This is a genomic window from Corynebacterium sp. ED61 (assembly GCF_015233855.1).
Lineage (GTDB): Bacteria > Actinomycetota > Actinomycetes > Mycobacteriales > Mycobacteriaceae > Corynebacterium > Corynebacterium dentalis.
On the sequence record NZ_JADGIT010000006.1, the window covers coordinates 37,136 to 52,357 of the forward strand.

Annotated in this window: 13 protein-coding genes; 6 read left to right on the plus strand and 7 right to left on the minus strand. The window is 62.0% G+C overall.

The window, feature by feature from the left end; translation table 11 throughout:
* Window positions 1-53: 53 nt before the first annotated feature.
* Both IM764_RS07905 and IM764_RS07910 read right to left on the minus strand, forming a co-directional pair.
* On the minus strand, window positions 54-2,816 hold the full coding sequence (locus IM764_RS07905) for a hypothetical protein (protein WP_194187482.1): 2,763 nt from the start codon (window positions 2,814-2,816) through the stop codon (window positions 54-56).
* 7 nt (window positions 2,817-2,823) lie between these two features.
* On the minus strand, window positions 2,824-3,699 hold the full coding sequence (locus IM764_RS07910; protein ID WP_194187483.1) for an NUDIX hydrolase: 876 nt from the start codon (window positions 3,697-3,699) through the stop codon (window positions 2,824-2,826).
* 228 nt (window positions 3,700-3,927) lie between these two features.
* Between IM764_RS07910 and IM764_RS07915 the strand changes: the two genes are divergently transcribed.
* The 5 genes from IM764_RS07915 to IM764_RS07935 all read left to right on the plus strand — a co-directional run bounded on the left by IM764_RS07915 (window position 3,928) and on the right by IM764_RS07935 (window position 9,065).
* Window positions 3,928-5,580, plus strand: coding sequence for an AMP-binding protein (locus IM764_RS07915; protein WP_194187484.1), 1,653 nt, complete (start codon window positions 3,928-3,930; stop codon window positions 5,578-5,580).
* 145 nt (window positions 5,581-5,725) lie between these two features.
* A complete protein-coding gene (locus IM764_RS07920) occupies window positions 5,726-7,213 on the plus strand; it encodes a CCA tRNA nucleotidyltransferase (RefSeq protein WP_194187516.1) in 1,488 nt (495 codons plus the stop codon).
* 2 nt (window positions 7,214-7,215) lie between these two features.
* Window positions 7,216-7,944 (plus strand): hypothetical protein, encoded by a 729-nt coding sequence (locus tag IM764_RS07925; protein ID WP_099298531.1) that lies wholly within the window; start codon window positions 7,216-7,218, stop codon window positions 7,942-7,944.
* On the plus strand, window positions 7,945-8,715 hold the full coding sequence (locus tag IM764_RS07930; protein WP_288802027.1) for an AzlC family ABC transporter permease: 771 nt from the start codon (window positions 7,945-7,947) through the stop codon (window positions 8,713-8,715).
* Window positions 8,712-9,065 (plus strand): branched-chain amino acid transporter permease, encoded by a 354-nt coding sequence (locus IM764_RS07935; protein ID WP_194187485.1) that lies wholly within the window; start codon window positions 8,712-8,714, stop codon window positions 9,063-9,065. Before IM764_RS07930 ends, IM764_RS07935 begins: the two co-directional genes overlap by 4 nt.
* Before the next feature lie 37 nt (window positions 9,066-9,102).
* Here IM764_RS07935 and IM764_RS07940 read toward each other — a convergent pair whose 3' ends face one another.
* Window positions 9,103-9,726 carry a CAP domain-containing protein gene (locus IM764_RS07940; RefSeq protein WP_194187486.1) on the minus strand — a complete coding sequence of 208 codons (624 nt, stop codon included), beginning with the start codon at window positions 9,724-9,726 and terminating at the stop codon, window positions 9,103-9,105.
* A 102-nt stretch (window positions 9,727-9,828) separates the two neighbouring features.
* On the opposite strand from IM764_RS07940, the gene IM764_RS07945 reads away from it, so the two are divergent.
* The gene (locus IM764_RS07945) at window positions 9,829-10,362 is read left to right on the plus strand and encodes an NUDIX domain-containing protein (RefSeq protein WP_099298529.1); all 534 of its coding nucleotides are present in this window, start codon (window positions 9,829-9,831) and stop codon (window positions 10,360-10,362) included.
* 24 nt (window positions 10,363-10,386) lie between these two features.
* Here the strand turns inward: IM764_RS07945 and IM764_RS07950 are convergent, their stop codons facing one another.
* The 4 genes from IM764_RS07950 to IM764_RS07965 all read right to left on the minus strand — a co-directional run bounded on the left by IM764_RS07950 (window position 10,387) and on the right by IM764_RS07965 (window position 15,087).
* The gene (locus IM764_RS07950; RefSeq protein WP_194187487.1) at window positions 10,387-11,373 is read right to left on the minus strand and encodes a bile acid:sodium symporter family protein; all 987 of its coding nucleotides are present in this window, start codon (window positions 11,371-11,373) and stop codon (window positions 10,387-10,389) included.
* A gap of 10 nt (window positions 11,374-11,383) precedes the next feature.
* Window positions 11,384-12,763 carry an MFS transporter gene (locus IM764_RS07955; RefSeq protein WP_194187517.1) on the minus strand — a complete coding sequence of 460 codons (1,380 nt, stop codon included), beginning with the start codon at window positions 12,761-12,763 and terminating at the stop codon, window positions 11,384-11,386.
* Window positions 12,764-12,901: 138 nt separating this feature from the next.
* Complete coding sequence (locus IM764_RS07960; RefSeq protein ID WP_099298527.1) at window positions 12,902-13,912, minus strand: nucleoside hydrolase; 1,011 nt, start codon at window positions 13,910-13,912, stop codon at window positions 12,902-12,904.
* A gap of 158 nt (window positions 13,913-14,070) precedes the next feature.
* Window positions 14,071-15,087, minus strand: a complete 1,017-nt coding sequence (locus tag IM764_RS07965) for a ribokinase (protein ID WP_099298526.1) — start codon at window positions 15,085-15,087, stop codon at window positions 14,071-14,073.
* Window positions 15,088-15,222: the final 135 nt, after the last annotated feature.

Consider the following 15,222-nt stretch of genomic DNA (forward strand, 5'->3'; position numbering starts at 1 on the left):
ACCATCTTGGTTCACCAGCCGCGCGGATACCTAACCTGTGCGGGGCGTGTCTGCTATTTGTTGTCCAGATCCAAGCGCTGTGGGTGGCTGCGGCCGCGGCGATTCTTGGACGTTGTGGCCGAGCCGGAGCGACGATTCCACAACACCCTTCCTGCCACGCCCACTCCCATGAGCAGCATAAGCACGCCGATGATCAACCCGGGAGAGACTCCGGGGACGGACTGCATGCGCAGCTGGACGGGCTCCGTGATGCGATCGCCACCTTGGGAGTTAAGCCACATTGTGAGGTTTGCGTCACTCTCTTCTGCGTTAGCGCTCTCCGAGGACGTATTGAGCGACAACGTGATGGAACCCTTGGCGGGGATGGACTGGTTATCGTCCGGCAATTCCAGTGTCAGCGGCTTATCGTCTTCCACTTCATAGTCCAAGGTGATGGGTACTGGGAGAGGAAGCCCGTTGCGTGCCAGCACCAGCAGCGGCGAGGAATCCGAAGTACGCGTGAACACGTTGCCGGGTGGGACCAAAGACACGCTGCGCTGCAGGGAGGCAATCATGTCCTGCACCTGATCCAGGCGGCGCGCGAGGCCCGCCCGTACGTCCGCCCACGAGCTACGTTCGCGCATGCGATAACTGCTGGTGGCGCGGGTGAGATCGTCATACAACGGCCGAGTGAAGGCCTCGCGAGTCAGAGCGATGGTGGGATCATTGCTCATGGTTGTGGTTAGCTCGCCCAGCGTGTTGGCCTGATCGGCAATCCGTTGCACCGTTTCTGCCGAGACCTCGCCGGGGTCCGTATAGCTTTCCGTCAGATTGCCCGGCTGGGAGCGCTGTTGCATCACAGCGCTCAGTGACGCTGGTTCTGCTCGGTTGTCTGCAAAGCTGGAGGTCACCGCATCCAAGAATGCGTTGGCTCCAGTCTGATCGACGGACCATAGCGCAGGTGGGATGGCCACCACGGCATCGCCGGCGCGTACCTCCTCGTCAAAAATCGCGGTGGCATCAGCCATGCGCGCCGCGGGACTGTCTTCCTCCACGTTGTAGCGTTTAGCGGGATCCGAATACGCCGCAATCTCTGGGTGCGAACCGGTGGCGCGCAGAGCCGAGCCCAAATCTGCGGAGTAGCCCACCGCATTCAGCGTCACTTGCCCGCGCGTCGACTGCGGTACTGCGCCGGTAATATTTGCTACGGGAACTGGGGTGATGCCGGTGTTCGCGGAATTGTCCGCTTCTGGGTTGTTTGCGGAGACGTTGAGGGTGTTATCCGCAACGATGGCCGTGACGGTGTCATCGTCGCCTTCTGCTCCAGGGCGCGTGGCAGCGGGAGCGCCGTCCGCCAAGTTATGGAGCCGAACCCGGCGCTCAAACTCATCGGAAAGATCCAACTCCTCCCCCAGCGTGTCCGCATGGCGCAACAAAGGGGCTGCGGCGGAAGTGAGGTAACCGGCGTCGGGAATCACCACATTCTGCGTGGGCCACACACCCAAAATGCGGTGAACAATCTGCGGACCTTGAGCCACGGCGTGAACGCCGAGCCAATCCTGCTGCGTGGCCGCAATCGTGTCCAGATCCGCACCTGCATACGGCAGAGCGACGCTGCAACCCTGGTTGACCGTGTCCTTGAGATCCGCGATCCACTGACGAGCGTCTGCGGCACCCCGGCCCTCTTGATACTTGGGCTCGTCGCCGCCGAAGATATCGCCCCAAGAATCACGCAGCTGCTTGGGCACGTCCACTGGGCTCGGGCGTTCGGTACCCACGCGATAGCCACGCGTCATGCGGTCCACCGTGTCGATCAGCTCTGGATCGATGGCCAGGCAGCTGGCCTGCTTGAGCTTGGTGCCCTCCGGGCCCTCCAGTGCCTCGCGGTAAGTGTCCAGTAAGGTGCGCAGACGGCCGTTGTCAGCGAGTTCGTCGGCCAGATGCTCGTCTGTGAGGTAAAGGGGGCCGCGCTGTGGTGCCTCACCCGTGGCTCCTCCAAGAACGTGTGTTTCCGCAGCCAATGGCCACATGAAGGTCACCGGTGTGGGGCTGGTGGGAGCGTCATCCGAAGGGTTTGCGGCAGGGGCGGCTGGATCGACCGGGGTGCGTGGCTCGGTCATGCTGACGGTGGTGCGGGCCACGCCCACCAACTGCTGCGTGGGTTCCTGCTGGCCCTGCGACTGATCCGAGGACTGCGCATCGGCGGTGACGCTGAACATCACCGGGTGACTGCCTTCAGTAAAGAGGCCGGGCGTGACCAGCGTGCTTGTAGATTCCGGGTCTGTGGAATCGTTTGGGGTCAGGTGCAGAGAGAAAGTCTGGCTTTCCCCTGGCGCAACGGAAATTGGTAGCCGGAGCAACTCCGAGGACTGCTGATATTCGCCGAAGTTGGCCAACTGGGCGGAACGAACCGCCGAGGCACTGCCTGCCACCGGTTGCGAAAGCACACGCAGGGCGATGTTGCTGACGGGAGCGGCAGTGTCATTGCGTAAGGACAGCTGCGCATCGATGGAGCGGTCCTGCACATCGAGCGAGGCGAGCCCCACGCGCACGCCCAGGTGAGGATCCGTGCTGCGTGCCTGCGGATTGCTCCACACCCCAGCCTCTTGGTCATTGGCTGGGTCGTGAGATTGGCGCGGATTCTGCTGGGCCTGGGCCGTGGCCATGGGGTGAAGTACGTGATCTACCGCGTTGTTTATCGCGCCGGGTAGAGCGTTTGCGCAGGTCATCATCGTCGCAGCGCACGTGGCAGCCACGGTCAGCGCAGGCCTGCGCAACCTCGTGCTCAGCCCAGAGGTGGGCTGAGGCTGTCGCAGGCGATTGGCTCGAATAGACATCAGCAACCTAACGCGGGGTGTACCGGCCAGCCTTGGCTTCTTCCCGAGCGTAATCGGGGAGCCGTTCAAATGCTTGGCGTGCCAGGCGACGCTCATCGGCGTACGCCAAGCGCTCTACCAGCTGGTTTACGGGCAGCCAAGACACTTCAGTAACCTCGGGGTCTTCGTCGTTGAGGGCACCATCAACGTAGCGCAGCAGGTGGTGGTGCACCGTTTTGTGGATGCGCACGCCTTCGGAGACGAACCAGTAGTCAATCGTTCCCAGATCCGCGATCACCTCGCCAGCGACACCCGTTTCTTCCCACACTTCGCGCTCCGCAGTGGCGTGCTGAGACTCGTCCGGCTCCACGTGCCCCTTGGGCATGGACCACAGCAGGCGCCCGCGACGGTCCAAGCGCCCGATGAGAGCGACGTAGATCTTGGAGAGGTCAACGTTATTATCGTTGCCTACTGCCTCTGCGAGCCCGGAAATGACCAAGCCACCTGCTGAGGTTTCCACGGAAACGGGCAGCTCGGAGTGGGCATCGTTGTAGTGCGACGACGGACGCGCCGGGCTGCGACGGTATTGATTGGAGCTGGTACGCCGATTATTCCGGTTGTTCTCGGAGCGATTACCTCCGGAGCTATTCGCGCTGCCCGAACGGCGTGATTTGCCGCCCCGGTTATTGCGGTTGCCGGACTTGCCGCCGTTGTTGGCGTTTCCGCCGGGACGGTTGCCGGGCTTATTTCCGCTCTTGCCCGCAGAATTGTTCTTGGCCTGCGGGTTCTTGCCTTGGTTTCCGCCGGACTGTTGCTGGCTGCCCTGCTTATTCGCGTTATTGCGGTTGGAACGGCGCCGCCGACGACGACGTGGCGCGCCACCGGTGGTCTCGCTCTCACTCATTCCGATAAGACTAGTCGCCCACCTAAATAATGTGGAACTTTGGCACGAGCGTGCACAAATGTGTTCGCTGTGGGATGGGGGCAGATGTCATATACAGGGCAGCACTGAACGAGCAGCGGAGCCCACTAGTTTCCCCAACCAAGTGATATGAGTCACTACTTTGCGGTAAGGATGGAAGCATCCTTTGCTGACCATCAGCGCCAGCTACCGCAAAGTTAGGAGCCGAACATGCTCGCCGGACTCAACGCACCTCTGTCCCCTCTTCGCTTCCTCGAGCGCAGCGCCACCGCCTACCCAGATCGCACTGCCTGCCAAGACGGCCCGCGCAGTTTCACGTTCGCACAGATGAAAGCGGACGCAGAAGCCATGGCACGGGGTCTACTGCAAGGCGGCCTACGCCCTGGCGAGCGCGTGGGCATGCTTGCCGCCAATAGCTACGAGGCGCTACTCGCCCAGTTCGCGGTCCCCCTCGCCGGCGGAGTACTCGTCCCCATCAACACCCGCCTGGCTCCCGCCGAAGTCCGCTACATCTGCGATCACGCCAGCATCAACATCCTGTTCGGTGAGCAAGAACTGATCGATCCGTGCCGTCGCACTCTCGGAAGCGCAGGTCTGGTGGAGACGTTCGTTCTTATTCCCGACGCCAACGGCTCCCAACCCCAGCCTCATCATCCAGATTCTGGGGTGGTTATCACGTTCGAAGAGTTCGTTGCTGGCGTCGAAAATAGGGAACAAGAACAAGCAAGCACCCGGGGGCTGACCTACGGCGTGGACGACGAGGACGCGGCCATCGCGATTAACTACACCTCCGGCACCACCGGGCGGCCGAAGGGCGTGGTCTACACCCACCGCGGGGCATATCTAGCGGCGCTGGGCATGGTGATGACGCACCAGTACACGCGCGATTCTGTCTATTTGTGGACGCTGCCGATGTTCCACTGCTCCGGCTGGTGCACGGGATGGGCGGCGATGGCGGCCTCGTCCACGCAGATCGCGCTGCGTGCGGTGCGAGGTCCGGAAATGTGGCGGCTGATCGACGAAGAGGGCGTGAGCAATCTGTGTGGTGCGCCTGCGGTGCTGACCACGCTGGTCAACGCGGAGGAGGCACACGAAGTGACAAATCTGATGATCGCCACGGCCGGAGCGCCGCCGAGCCCCACAGTCATCGGCGCGTGCGAGGACCTGGGCATTGACATCATCCACGTCTACGGGCTGACGGAAACCTACGGACCTACGGTGGCCTGCGCGCCGCAACCCGCGTGGAAGGAGCTGTCCACCGCGGAGCGTGCCAAGCTGAAGTCCCGCCAGGGAATTGCCATGGTGACCAGCGAAGAAGTGCGCGTGGTGGAGCAGATCCCGAAGCACTCCCCGGCTGACGTTCAGCTGGTGGATGTGCCTGCGGACGGCGCGACGATGGGCGAGGTGGTGATGCGCGGCAACGTGGTGATGCGGGAATACTTCCACAATCCCGATGCCACCGCGGAGGCGTTCGCTGGCGGTTGGTTCCACTCGGGAGACCTTGCTGTGAAACACCCGGACGGGTACATCCAGATTCTGGACCGAGACAAAGATGTGGTGATCTCCGGCGGCGAGAACATCTCCACCATCGAGGTGGAACAGGCGATCATCAGCCACCCGGCGATCGCGGACGTGGCTGTCATTGGAATTCCAGATGACAAATGGGGTGAAGCGCTACGGGCATTTGTGGTGCTCGCGCCGGGCAACCAGGCGGATGAAAACGTGGAGGCCTCAGTGATCGATCACTGCCGCGGACTGGTGGCCGGGTTCAAGGTGCCACGCGATTACCGCATCATCGACGAGCTTCCGCGCACCTCCACAGGCAAGGTGAAAAAGAACGAACTGCGTGAGTGGGAGGGCTGAAAACGCGCAAAAGTCGCAAGGTAGAATTACCGCTGTGACTGACCCAACCTCCTCCCCCGCCCCACGCCTGCCCGAACCTGCGTCTGATGTGGTGATCCCCGGTGGGTCGGAGGCTGCGGCAGATAGCGTTGCCCCAGCGCAGCTGATGGCCAACGCGTGGCAGGGTCTGCAGGAACTGGATGGCTGGCTGCGCCCGCTGGCAGTGGCGTTTGCTGCGGCTGGGCAACCGATTTTCCTTGTGGGCGGGTCCGTGCGCGATGCGTTGCTGGGCAGGCTGACGCACGATCTGGACTTCACCACTCCGGCACGTCCGCAGGAGATCATCGAGATTGTCACGCCGCTGGCCAGCACGGTGTGGGATACGGGCATCGAGTACGGAACCGTATCTGCGCTGGTCAAGGGCATGACCCTGGAAATCACCACCTTCCGCGCGGACCAGTACGACGGCCAGTCCCGCAACCCCGAGGTCACCTTCGGTGACACCTTGGACGGGGATCTGGTGCGTCGCGATTTCCGCGTGAACGCCATGGCTTTGGAGCTTGCTACCGAAGGCGAGCACACCTTCCTGGATCCGCTCGGCGGGCTGGACGATCTAGCCGCGGGCGTGCTGGACACCCCGGATTCGCCGCAGATCAGCTTCAACGATGACCCGCTGCGCATGCTGCGGGCCTGCCGCTTTGTTTCCCAGCTGGGCCTGCAGGTGGCACCGCGCGTGGAGTCCGCGATGCAGGATATGTCTACCCAGATCCAGCGCATCACCGTGGAACGCGTGGCCGTGGAGTTGAACAAGCTCATGCTCGGCGAACAGCCGTGGAGCGGCCTGGACCTGATGGTCACCACAGGTTTGGCGGAGCATGTGCTGCCCGAACTGCCCGCGCTGAAGTTGACCCAGGATGAGCACCGCCAGCACAAGGACGTGTACTGGCACTCGCTGAAGGTGCTGGGCAATGCGGTAGAGCTGGAGCGTGAGCGCGGAATGAAACCCAACCTGGAGTTGCGGTGGGCCGCACTGATGCATGACATCGGCAAGCCGGAGACCAGGGACTTCAACGAAAACGGCAATGTCACCTTCTATCAGCACGAAGTAGTGGGCGCCCGCATGACGCGCCACCGCTTGCGCGCGTTGAAGTACTCCAAGCAGCACATCAAGGACATCTCTGAACTGGTGCGCCTGCACATGCGTTTCCACGGGTACGGCCAGGGCAACGGCTCTGCAGAGGACGATGGCACGTGGACGGATTCCGCCGTGCGCCGCTATGTCACTGACGCCGGAGACCTGCTTCCCCTCCTTCACCTGCTGGTCCGGGCGGACTGCACCACCCGGAACAAGAACAAGGCTCGCCGCCTGCAGCGCACTTATGACGGGCTCGAGCAGCGCATCACGGAGCTGCAGGAGCAGGAAAATCTAGAAGCTGTTCGCCCGGATCTGGATGGCAACCAGATCATGGAGATCTTGCAGCTCAAGCCGGGCCGCGACGTGGGTCGCGCGTGGGCGTACCTTAAGGAGCTGCGCCTGGATCGGGGTCCCCTGGACCGCGAGGAGGCCATTACGGCGCTGAAGCAGTGGTGGGCCGAGCAGCAGGATCACGCAGAACAAGACCATGCACAGCACCAACAGCACAAGGAGAAGTGACCATGAGCCAAGCCTCTGACCTGCACGTCTCCCCCGGTGACATCCTTTTCATGTCCGCGCGCAGCGTGGCCAACCCTGGTTTCGATGGGCTGGGTTTTGAGGATGATGTTCTTGATCTCGACGCCATGCACACCTTCACCGATTGCTTCGGCACCGAGCCCGGACAACTGGCGGCACCGGGGTTCCCCACGGCAGATAGCCTGCTGGTGCTTTCTGTGGAGGACAATGACACGGTCATCGCCGTGCGCTTGGGCGTGATGTCTACCGACCCTGTGGCCAATCATTTGCCAGAGCTGGCCAAGGCGCTGAGCAAGCCCAAGGTGTTCTTCATCGGCGGGCACAACCAGCCCGTGGTGCTGGGAGTGGGCTACCTCGCCAGCTCCATGGATGCCGAACGCGCAGCGCATGACGAAGAAACCAGTGCGCCACTGTTCGGCAAGAACCACCAGTTCCTGCACATCCACACGGGAGATCCGGAGAACTCCGTGGAGCAGCAAGTGGAAGCCACCGGCAGCGAGCTAGCCGGTCTACGCCTATTCCACAGCTACGTCACCGCCCCGGTAGAGCACATCACGCAGTGGGTGAAGGCTGGCTTCATTGAAGCTGAGCAGGCCACCTACGAGGACGTCTTTGCCGAAAGGCCCAGCGAAACCTGGCGGCAGATCATGGCTCGGCGCCCCTTCCCTGAGAATCTCTTCTCCACCTGGGCGCAACATCCGGAGCGGAACTAAGTGGCGCGGGGAACAAACAACGATAAGCCTCGCGGCTGGGTGCCCCAACAGATCAAGACCGGTATCGGTGATGTGTGGGCCGTGGCGCTGGGCATGTTCCCGCTGGGCGTGGCCTTTGGGCTGCTGGTGACGCAATTGGGCTTCGCCTGGTTCTGGGCACCGGCGCTCTCGATTGCGATTTACGCCGGTTCGATGGAGTTTTTGGCTCTCTCGCTGATCACCGGCGGGGTGGGGCCGCTCAGTGCCGCGTTGTATGGGCTGCTGGTGAACTTCCGACACGTCTTTTACGCGCTGAACTACCCGCTGACCAAAATAAAAAGCCTGGTGGGTCGCATGTACGGCGTCTATGCGCTCACGGACGAGACCTATGCGGTGATTTCCGCCCGCCGCGATGTGGAATGGACCGGTCCACGGGTGATCACTGTGCAGGCGATGCTGCAATCCGGATGGGTCGGCGGAGGAATCATCGGCGGGCTGTTCGGCTCCATGCTGCCGATGGAGATCGAAGGTATGGAATTCGCGCTGACCGCGCTGTTTACCGTGTTGGCCATCGAGGCCTTCGCGGGATACAAGGACCTCTCGCTTCCCCTAACCGCAGTAGTGGCGGCCGGGATTGGCTTGCTTATCTCTCCGGAGAACATGCTGATGGTGGCGATGAGCGTGTACTTCGTCGTGCTGCTGGTGCGGTTCTTCGTGCCACCGGTGGATGCGGCGATGAAGCTATTGGTCGGCAGCGCTCGGGCGCGCGAACAGGGTGGTGAGCGAGCATGATCCTAGCGAGTGCGGGCTTGCCCGAAGATGTGCAACTGCTGCCTACCGTGCTGATCCTGGCAGTGTTGTTTGCTGTGACGGTCGCCCTGCGCGCGCTGCCCTTCGCCGCGCTACGGTTCTTCCGTGAATCAGAGCTGGTGACCTGGCTGGGCCTGGTGATGCCCGCCGGTGTGATGGCCATTCTGATGGTCTACGCACTAACGGGCAGCGATGGCGAGACCGGCGGATACGCCGCCTTGGGGCTAGGGGTGGGATTTACCGTGGCGCTGCACTTGTGGAAGCGTTCGGCCAGCCTCTCGATCCTGCTGGGCACCCTGTTTTATGTGGTGCTGGTCAACTGGGTGTTCTGAACCGAAAAGCCACCGCGGCCGAGAGCTGAAAAATAGCTCAGTAGCACGCAAAGTTCTGCACTGCGTAGACGGCGCCGCTGGCTGAATATGCCACTCCCACACCCAGGGTGTTGAAGTTCTCATTCTGCATATTTGCACGGTGACCTGGGGAGTTGTGCCACTGCTCCACGATATCCGCAGCCGTTGCATTTGGGTCGCCGTTCAAGGCGATGTTCTCCCCTGCCCACGTCCAGCCGTCTGGGTACTGGTCGGAGTAGTTCGGGTTGTGCTGGAAATCTCCGGTGGAAGCCAGGCAGTGTGCCCACGCCTGCGCTACGGAAGAAACTTCAGCGTTGGGCTTAAACGGTGCCAAGCCGTGCTCCACGCGGTACGCATTGGTGGCATCGAACAGCGCCTGTTGGGTGATTTTCCCGGTGCGCGGGGTGCCAGGGCAGATCTCCAGCTCCGGCGCAGTTGGGGTGGTTGGCGTGGTGCCTGGGTCAGGATCTGGGGTTGGGGTGGGGTTTGGCGTCGGGGAGGAAGCGGTGCCCAATGAACCCAGGACATCGAAGGACTCGAGCGAGCCCAACGAACCTTCCGCTGCTGATGCGGCCGAGGTGGTGACCAGGCTGAAGGGGATGGTGGCCGCCAACACGATGCCGGCGAGGGTGCGCTTTTTCATGTGTGAACTCCTAGAGAAACAGTTTTCTAGGCAAAACTTACCTGCTGTGTCACTGTCACGCCAGACCCCATGCCATATTTCCAGCGCACTACGATGAAGCACATGCCTACACCCGAATTCATCCTAGAACTCCGCAAGCACGTGGGAAATGCGCCGCTGTGGGTCCCCGGCGTCACGGCGATCGTGCTCAAAGAGGTGCCCGCGGACGCGCCCATCTGGCAGGTTCCGGAGGTGTTGCTGGTCAAGCGCGCGGACAACGGACAGTGGACTCCCGTGACGGGCATCGTGGATCCTGGCGAGGAGCCTCACGTGGCGGCGGTTCGCGAGGTCAAAGAGGAGACCGGCGTGGATGTCACGCCCGTGGCGCTGTTGGGCGTGGGGCAGGTGGGTCCCGTGGAGTACCCGAACGGTGACGTGACCAATTACGTGGACACGGCGATGCGTTGCAGTTTGGTGGACGGTGGGAATCAGGATCCTTTTGTTGCCGACGCCGAGTCCTCCCACGTCGGCTTCTTCCCCATTTCCCAGCTCCCCCCTATGCAGCCGCGGTTCCGGTTGATCATCGCCGATGCCGCAGCGCAGCTGAAGCATCCCGGCGGTTTCCGCCCGCGCATGGGCTATAGCAAACGCAACTAGCTAACCGCCGAAGGGCTTCGCGAGCTACCAGGTGTGCGCGGTCTCCGGGGACTGTTCATAGCGCTCGGCATACGTGGAGGCCCGGATGGAACAGATGATCAGCTGCATCTGGTGGAAGATCATCAGCGGTAGGATCATCAGGCCCAGTCCGGTGGAACCGAACATCACCGCGGCCATGGGCAGGCCCGCGGCCAGGGACTTTTTAGTTCCGGCGAACTGGATAGCTACTTGGTCTTCGTAGTTGAAGTTCAGCTTGCGGGTGATCACGCTGGTGACCCACAGCATCAGGTACACCAGCACGACAGATCCCAGGACCAGCCCCACGATTGCCTGCCATGCCACGGAGCTCCAAATGCCCTGCACCATGCCCTCGGAGAAGCTGACGTAAACCACCAGGCCGATGGAAATCTGATCCACTTTTTTGGTCATCTTGGAGGCGGCGAATCCCTTCACCCACGGGCGCAGGATCTGGCCGATGAAGAACGGCAGCAGCAGCTGCACGCCGATGTTGATGAACGTGCCGCCATCCACGTGGACACCGCCGGGTGCGGTCATCAGCAGCAGCACCAGCAGCGGGGTGATCACCACGCCGACCAGCGAGGATGCGCTCGCCGCCACGATGGACGCCGCCACGTTTCCGCGGGCGATAGATGTAAAGGCCACGGAGGACTGCACCGTGGAGGGCACCAGAGTCATGAACAAAATGCCCATGTACATGTCCTCGCCGATCCATGGAGTGAGCGGTTTGAATGCCAGTCCGACGACTGGGAAGAGCACAAACGTAAACAGCAAGATCAGTACGTGGAGCCGCCAATGTAACAGCCCGCGAAGCGCCTCCTGCGGTGCCAGACGAGCACCGTAGAGGAAGAACAGAAACGCGATAGCGATCTTGACAACCCAGTCAGCTACTTCGGCCGCATCACCCCTGACCGGCAACACAATGCCGGCGATGACCCCGAGCAGGATCATCCAAATGAGGAAGTCTGGCCGATAGCTGAGTAGGCGTTTCATCCAGCTAACGCTAGACAGTTTCCAATGCGTTATCTAGTTCCGCAGTCGTAGTTTTGGGAATAAACAGAGACGTGGCTGCGGATATGGCCAAAATGATGGCACCTACGATGAACGCGGTGGTGTAGCCCGCTGCGCTGTCCGATCCCGCGGGGGATCCGGCGACCATGAATACCGGCAGGATGGCGAAGGAGATGCCTGCGCCCAGGTTGAACGCAGCGGAGTTCATGCCGGGCAGGAAGCCCTCGTAGTCCTTCGGGGAGTTCACCACGCCCAAGTTGTTCAGGACGATGTTCGCCACACCGGCGTAGGTGATGCCGATCAGGACGATGGAAGCAATCAGCACGACTGCGCTGTGAATGCCCACGAAGGCCAGCAGTACCAGCAGCAATGCGGTGGCGATGTTCGCCAGGCGAAGCAGGCGTGCGTAACCGATGAGTGGGGCAAAGCGTCCAGCCAGTGGACCGACGAGCCAACCGATCAACGCATAGGGAGTCAGCAGAGCCAAGGAGGCTGCATCGGCTTGCCAGCCGAAGCCTGCGTCGGGATTCTGGGCCAACGAGGTAGCCACGCCATTGACCGCGGCGAACACACCGGTCATGGTCAACACGGTGGTCAACAGCAAGCCCCAAGTTTGGCGGCGAGCCAGGTACTTAGGCGCCACCAGAGGCTGCTCGTGCTTCTTCTCGTACGTCCAGAACAAGGCGAAGACCAGCAGGCCCAGGAGCACCAGGCCAGCGACCATCAGCCAGTTCGCAGCGCTGGCCTTGCCCGCCTCGTTGACGGCCAGGGTGATGGACAGGACGGAGACCACCAGGATCGCCGCGCCACCCCAGTCCATCTTCACGTTGTCAGAAGGCTTGGATTCCGGAGCCCACAGAGCCACCACGGCTACGGCAATGGCGCCGATGATCGCGATCAGCCAGAACACGGAACGGAAGCCCCAGTGTTCCGCCATCCAGCCGGAAATCAGCACGTCCAAGCCAGCCACGCCACCGTTGATGGCGGCGATCAAGCCCATCAGCGTGCCCAGGCGAATCTCGTCCTTGACCTGGCTGCGCAGGATGATCAGCGTCATCGGGATGGTGGGTCCGGCGATACCCTGCATCGCGCGGGCCAGCATCAACACCTCAATGTTGGGGGCTAGTGCGGCGATCACACCGCCGAGGGCCATGACGGCGAGCATGATGAGGAGGATCTTGCGCCGACCAACAATGTCGGACAAACGAGGCAGGAACAGGCCGCACATCGCGCCGCCCGTGAAGAAGGCCGTCTGGGTCAAGCCCACGGCGGCCTCATCGGTGTTGAGCTCGCGCGCCATGGTAGCCAGCACCGGCGAGAGCATGGAGGCGTTGAGTTGGAAGGCGATGGCCGCCGTGATCAGCACGGTCATCAGCAGGGCGAGGCCACCCTTGCGGGAATCCACGGGATCAGGAAGCGAAGTAGAGGCAGTGCCCGTGCCGGTGGAAGCGCCGGTGGCGCGTGAAGAAGGGTTGTTAGTCACAGTGTCATCCTGTTGAATCTGGCCGCGCTAACCGCGGAAATTGGTGGTGCCGATGCGGGTCAAGGCGCTGGTGAGCAGATCCCAGAAGCGATCCGCGTCCACGTCGATGCCCACGCAGTGCCGCACACCGTGGGCATCAGCTTCATAATCGTCTGCGATTCCCAGCGCGCTGGGATCTTCCGCCTGGTCGGGATTCCAGGTGCGGCGCAGGTCAACTACGGTTTGTCCGCGAGTGAACTCGCCCTTGGTCTCCACCTGGATGGGCGCGCGAACGGTGGTGAGGATCAGCGGATCAGCTACGGCCGCCACTGCCAGCGGATCATGCATGGGAGGTCCGGGGTAGCGGCGTTCCTTCATGTAGGAACCACCGAAGAACTCCACCAGCTCCGCGATGAACTGGGAGACGTCCGTATTCACCTTCTTGAGCTGCTCCATGCGATCGGGCGTGGCGAGCACCTTGTGGGTGACGTCCAGGCCGACCATGGTCACGGGCCACTGCGCCTCGAAGACGATCTGCGCGGCTTCTGGGTCCGCGAGGATGTTGAACTCTGCGGCGGGAGTCATGTTTCCGGTGTGGTGTCCACCGCCCATCAGTGTCACGCCTGCTACGCGTTCCACCAGTTCAGGGTAGGTCCGAGCGAAGAGCGCGACGTTGGTTAGCGATCCGGTGGGTACTAGGGTCACGGATTTGTCTGGTTGCTCGGCCACGATGTCCGCAATCAGCTGAATGGCGTGGCGAGAATCCAGTTCCACGCCGGGTGCTGGCAGTTGTGGGCCATCGAGACCGGAATCGCCGTGGATTTCCTCCGGGATGAGTTGTGGCCCTACTAGTGGTCGGCTGGCACCTGCCGCGAAGGGAACTCCGGTGATGGATCCCACTGTGGCGAGCGCACGGGCATTGGTTGTGACTTTTTCCAGCGTCTGGTTGCCGGCCACGGTGGTTACGCCGAGGAGCTCGATGTCTGGGTTTCCCCAGGCCAGGAGCATGGCGATGGCGTCATCGTGTCCGGGGTCGCAATCCAGGATGATCTTCGTCATGGGTGCGATCCTTTCTCATGTCTTTGTAAGTCTTGATCGTTTCAGAAGGTGAACTTTAAAGACAGAGTAGACCCAGAGCGGACACCGGGGACAGTGATCCGCGCTGTCGCGCGAGGATTGTTGTGCTGGTCGCCTGATGGGCGAGCGCTGTCGACGGATTAGTTGGCGCTAGAGAAGAAGTCCTTGGCCAGCGCCCGCACCTCTGCTTCGGTGGCATAGGAACCCGCCGCTCCAGCTTTGCGGGTGGCCAAAGAACCCGCCGCAGCTCCCAGTTGTACGGCCTCCACCATGTCCGCGCCTTGCGCCAATGCCGCGGCAAAGGTGCCACAGAAAGCATCTCCCGCGCCGGTGGTGTCCACCACGTCTGGCGACGGAGGAGACGGCACCAGGCGAACCTCGTCCTGCGTGATCACTGCCGCGCCCTTGGGTCCCAGGGTCATCACGGCCGATTTCGCCACGGAACGCAGCGCCTCTACCAGCTGCTCAAAGGGAGTATCGCGCGGGAGGCCAGTGACATCAGCCGCCTCGATCTCATTGACCATCAGCGGGTTTGCCGCCGCCAGCAGGTCTGCATCGCGCGTGGTGACGGGCGCCAAGTTGAGCACGAACCGCGCGCCGGGCAGCGCCTCCGCCAGACGTGGCAGCTCTGCCGAATGTTCTGGGGTTAGCTCGCCCTGTGCGAGCAGGACCTTGATTCTTTTTTCGACGCCACCCTCCCCCTTCAGCGTCTCTCGCAATGCCAACGGGCTGACGGTCTCGTTGGCCCCGGAGGTGACGATGATGATGTTCTCGCCAGACTGATCATTCATGATGAAAGCTTGGCCGGTGGGCAGATCAGTACGCGACACATGAGTGGTGTCCACCCCGTGTGCTTGCAGCTCATCCAGGGCAAGATCTGCCAGAGGGTCGGCGGCAGAGCTGCTGGTGCCATCTGCACCTGGCCCCACTGCAGAAAGCAGCAGAGTCTCTACGCCCAGGTGGGCAGATGCCGCTGCCTGGTTGGCACCTTTTCCGCCTAGACCTTGGACACCGCGGGTGCCGATCACGGTCTCGCCGGGCGCGGGGAACTCGGTGAGTCCCACGAAGGTATCAACGTTGATGGTGCCGCAAACGGCAACGATCGGTCCGTCGGTAGCGGAGGCCTCAGACTGCGCTGGGGTGGAAGAGCGGTTCATGGCGCCCAAGAATACCCAAACGGAAGGAAAAGCTATCGCTGGGACTGAGGTTCCCAAGTCAGGTTGGACGCACCTATGAAACAATTGAGGGCAAAACTTTTTCTGTATCAGATTGAAAAGCCGAACGCGCAGAAA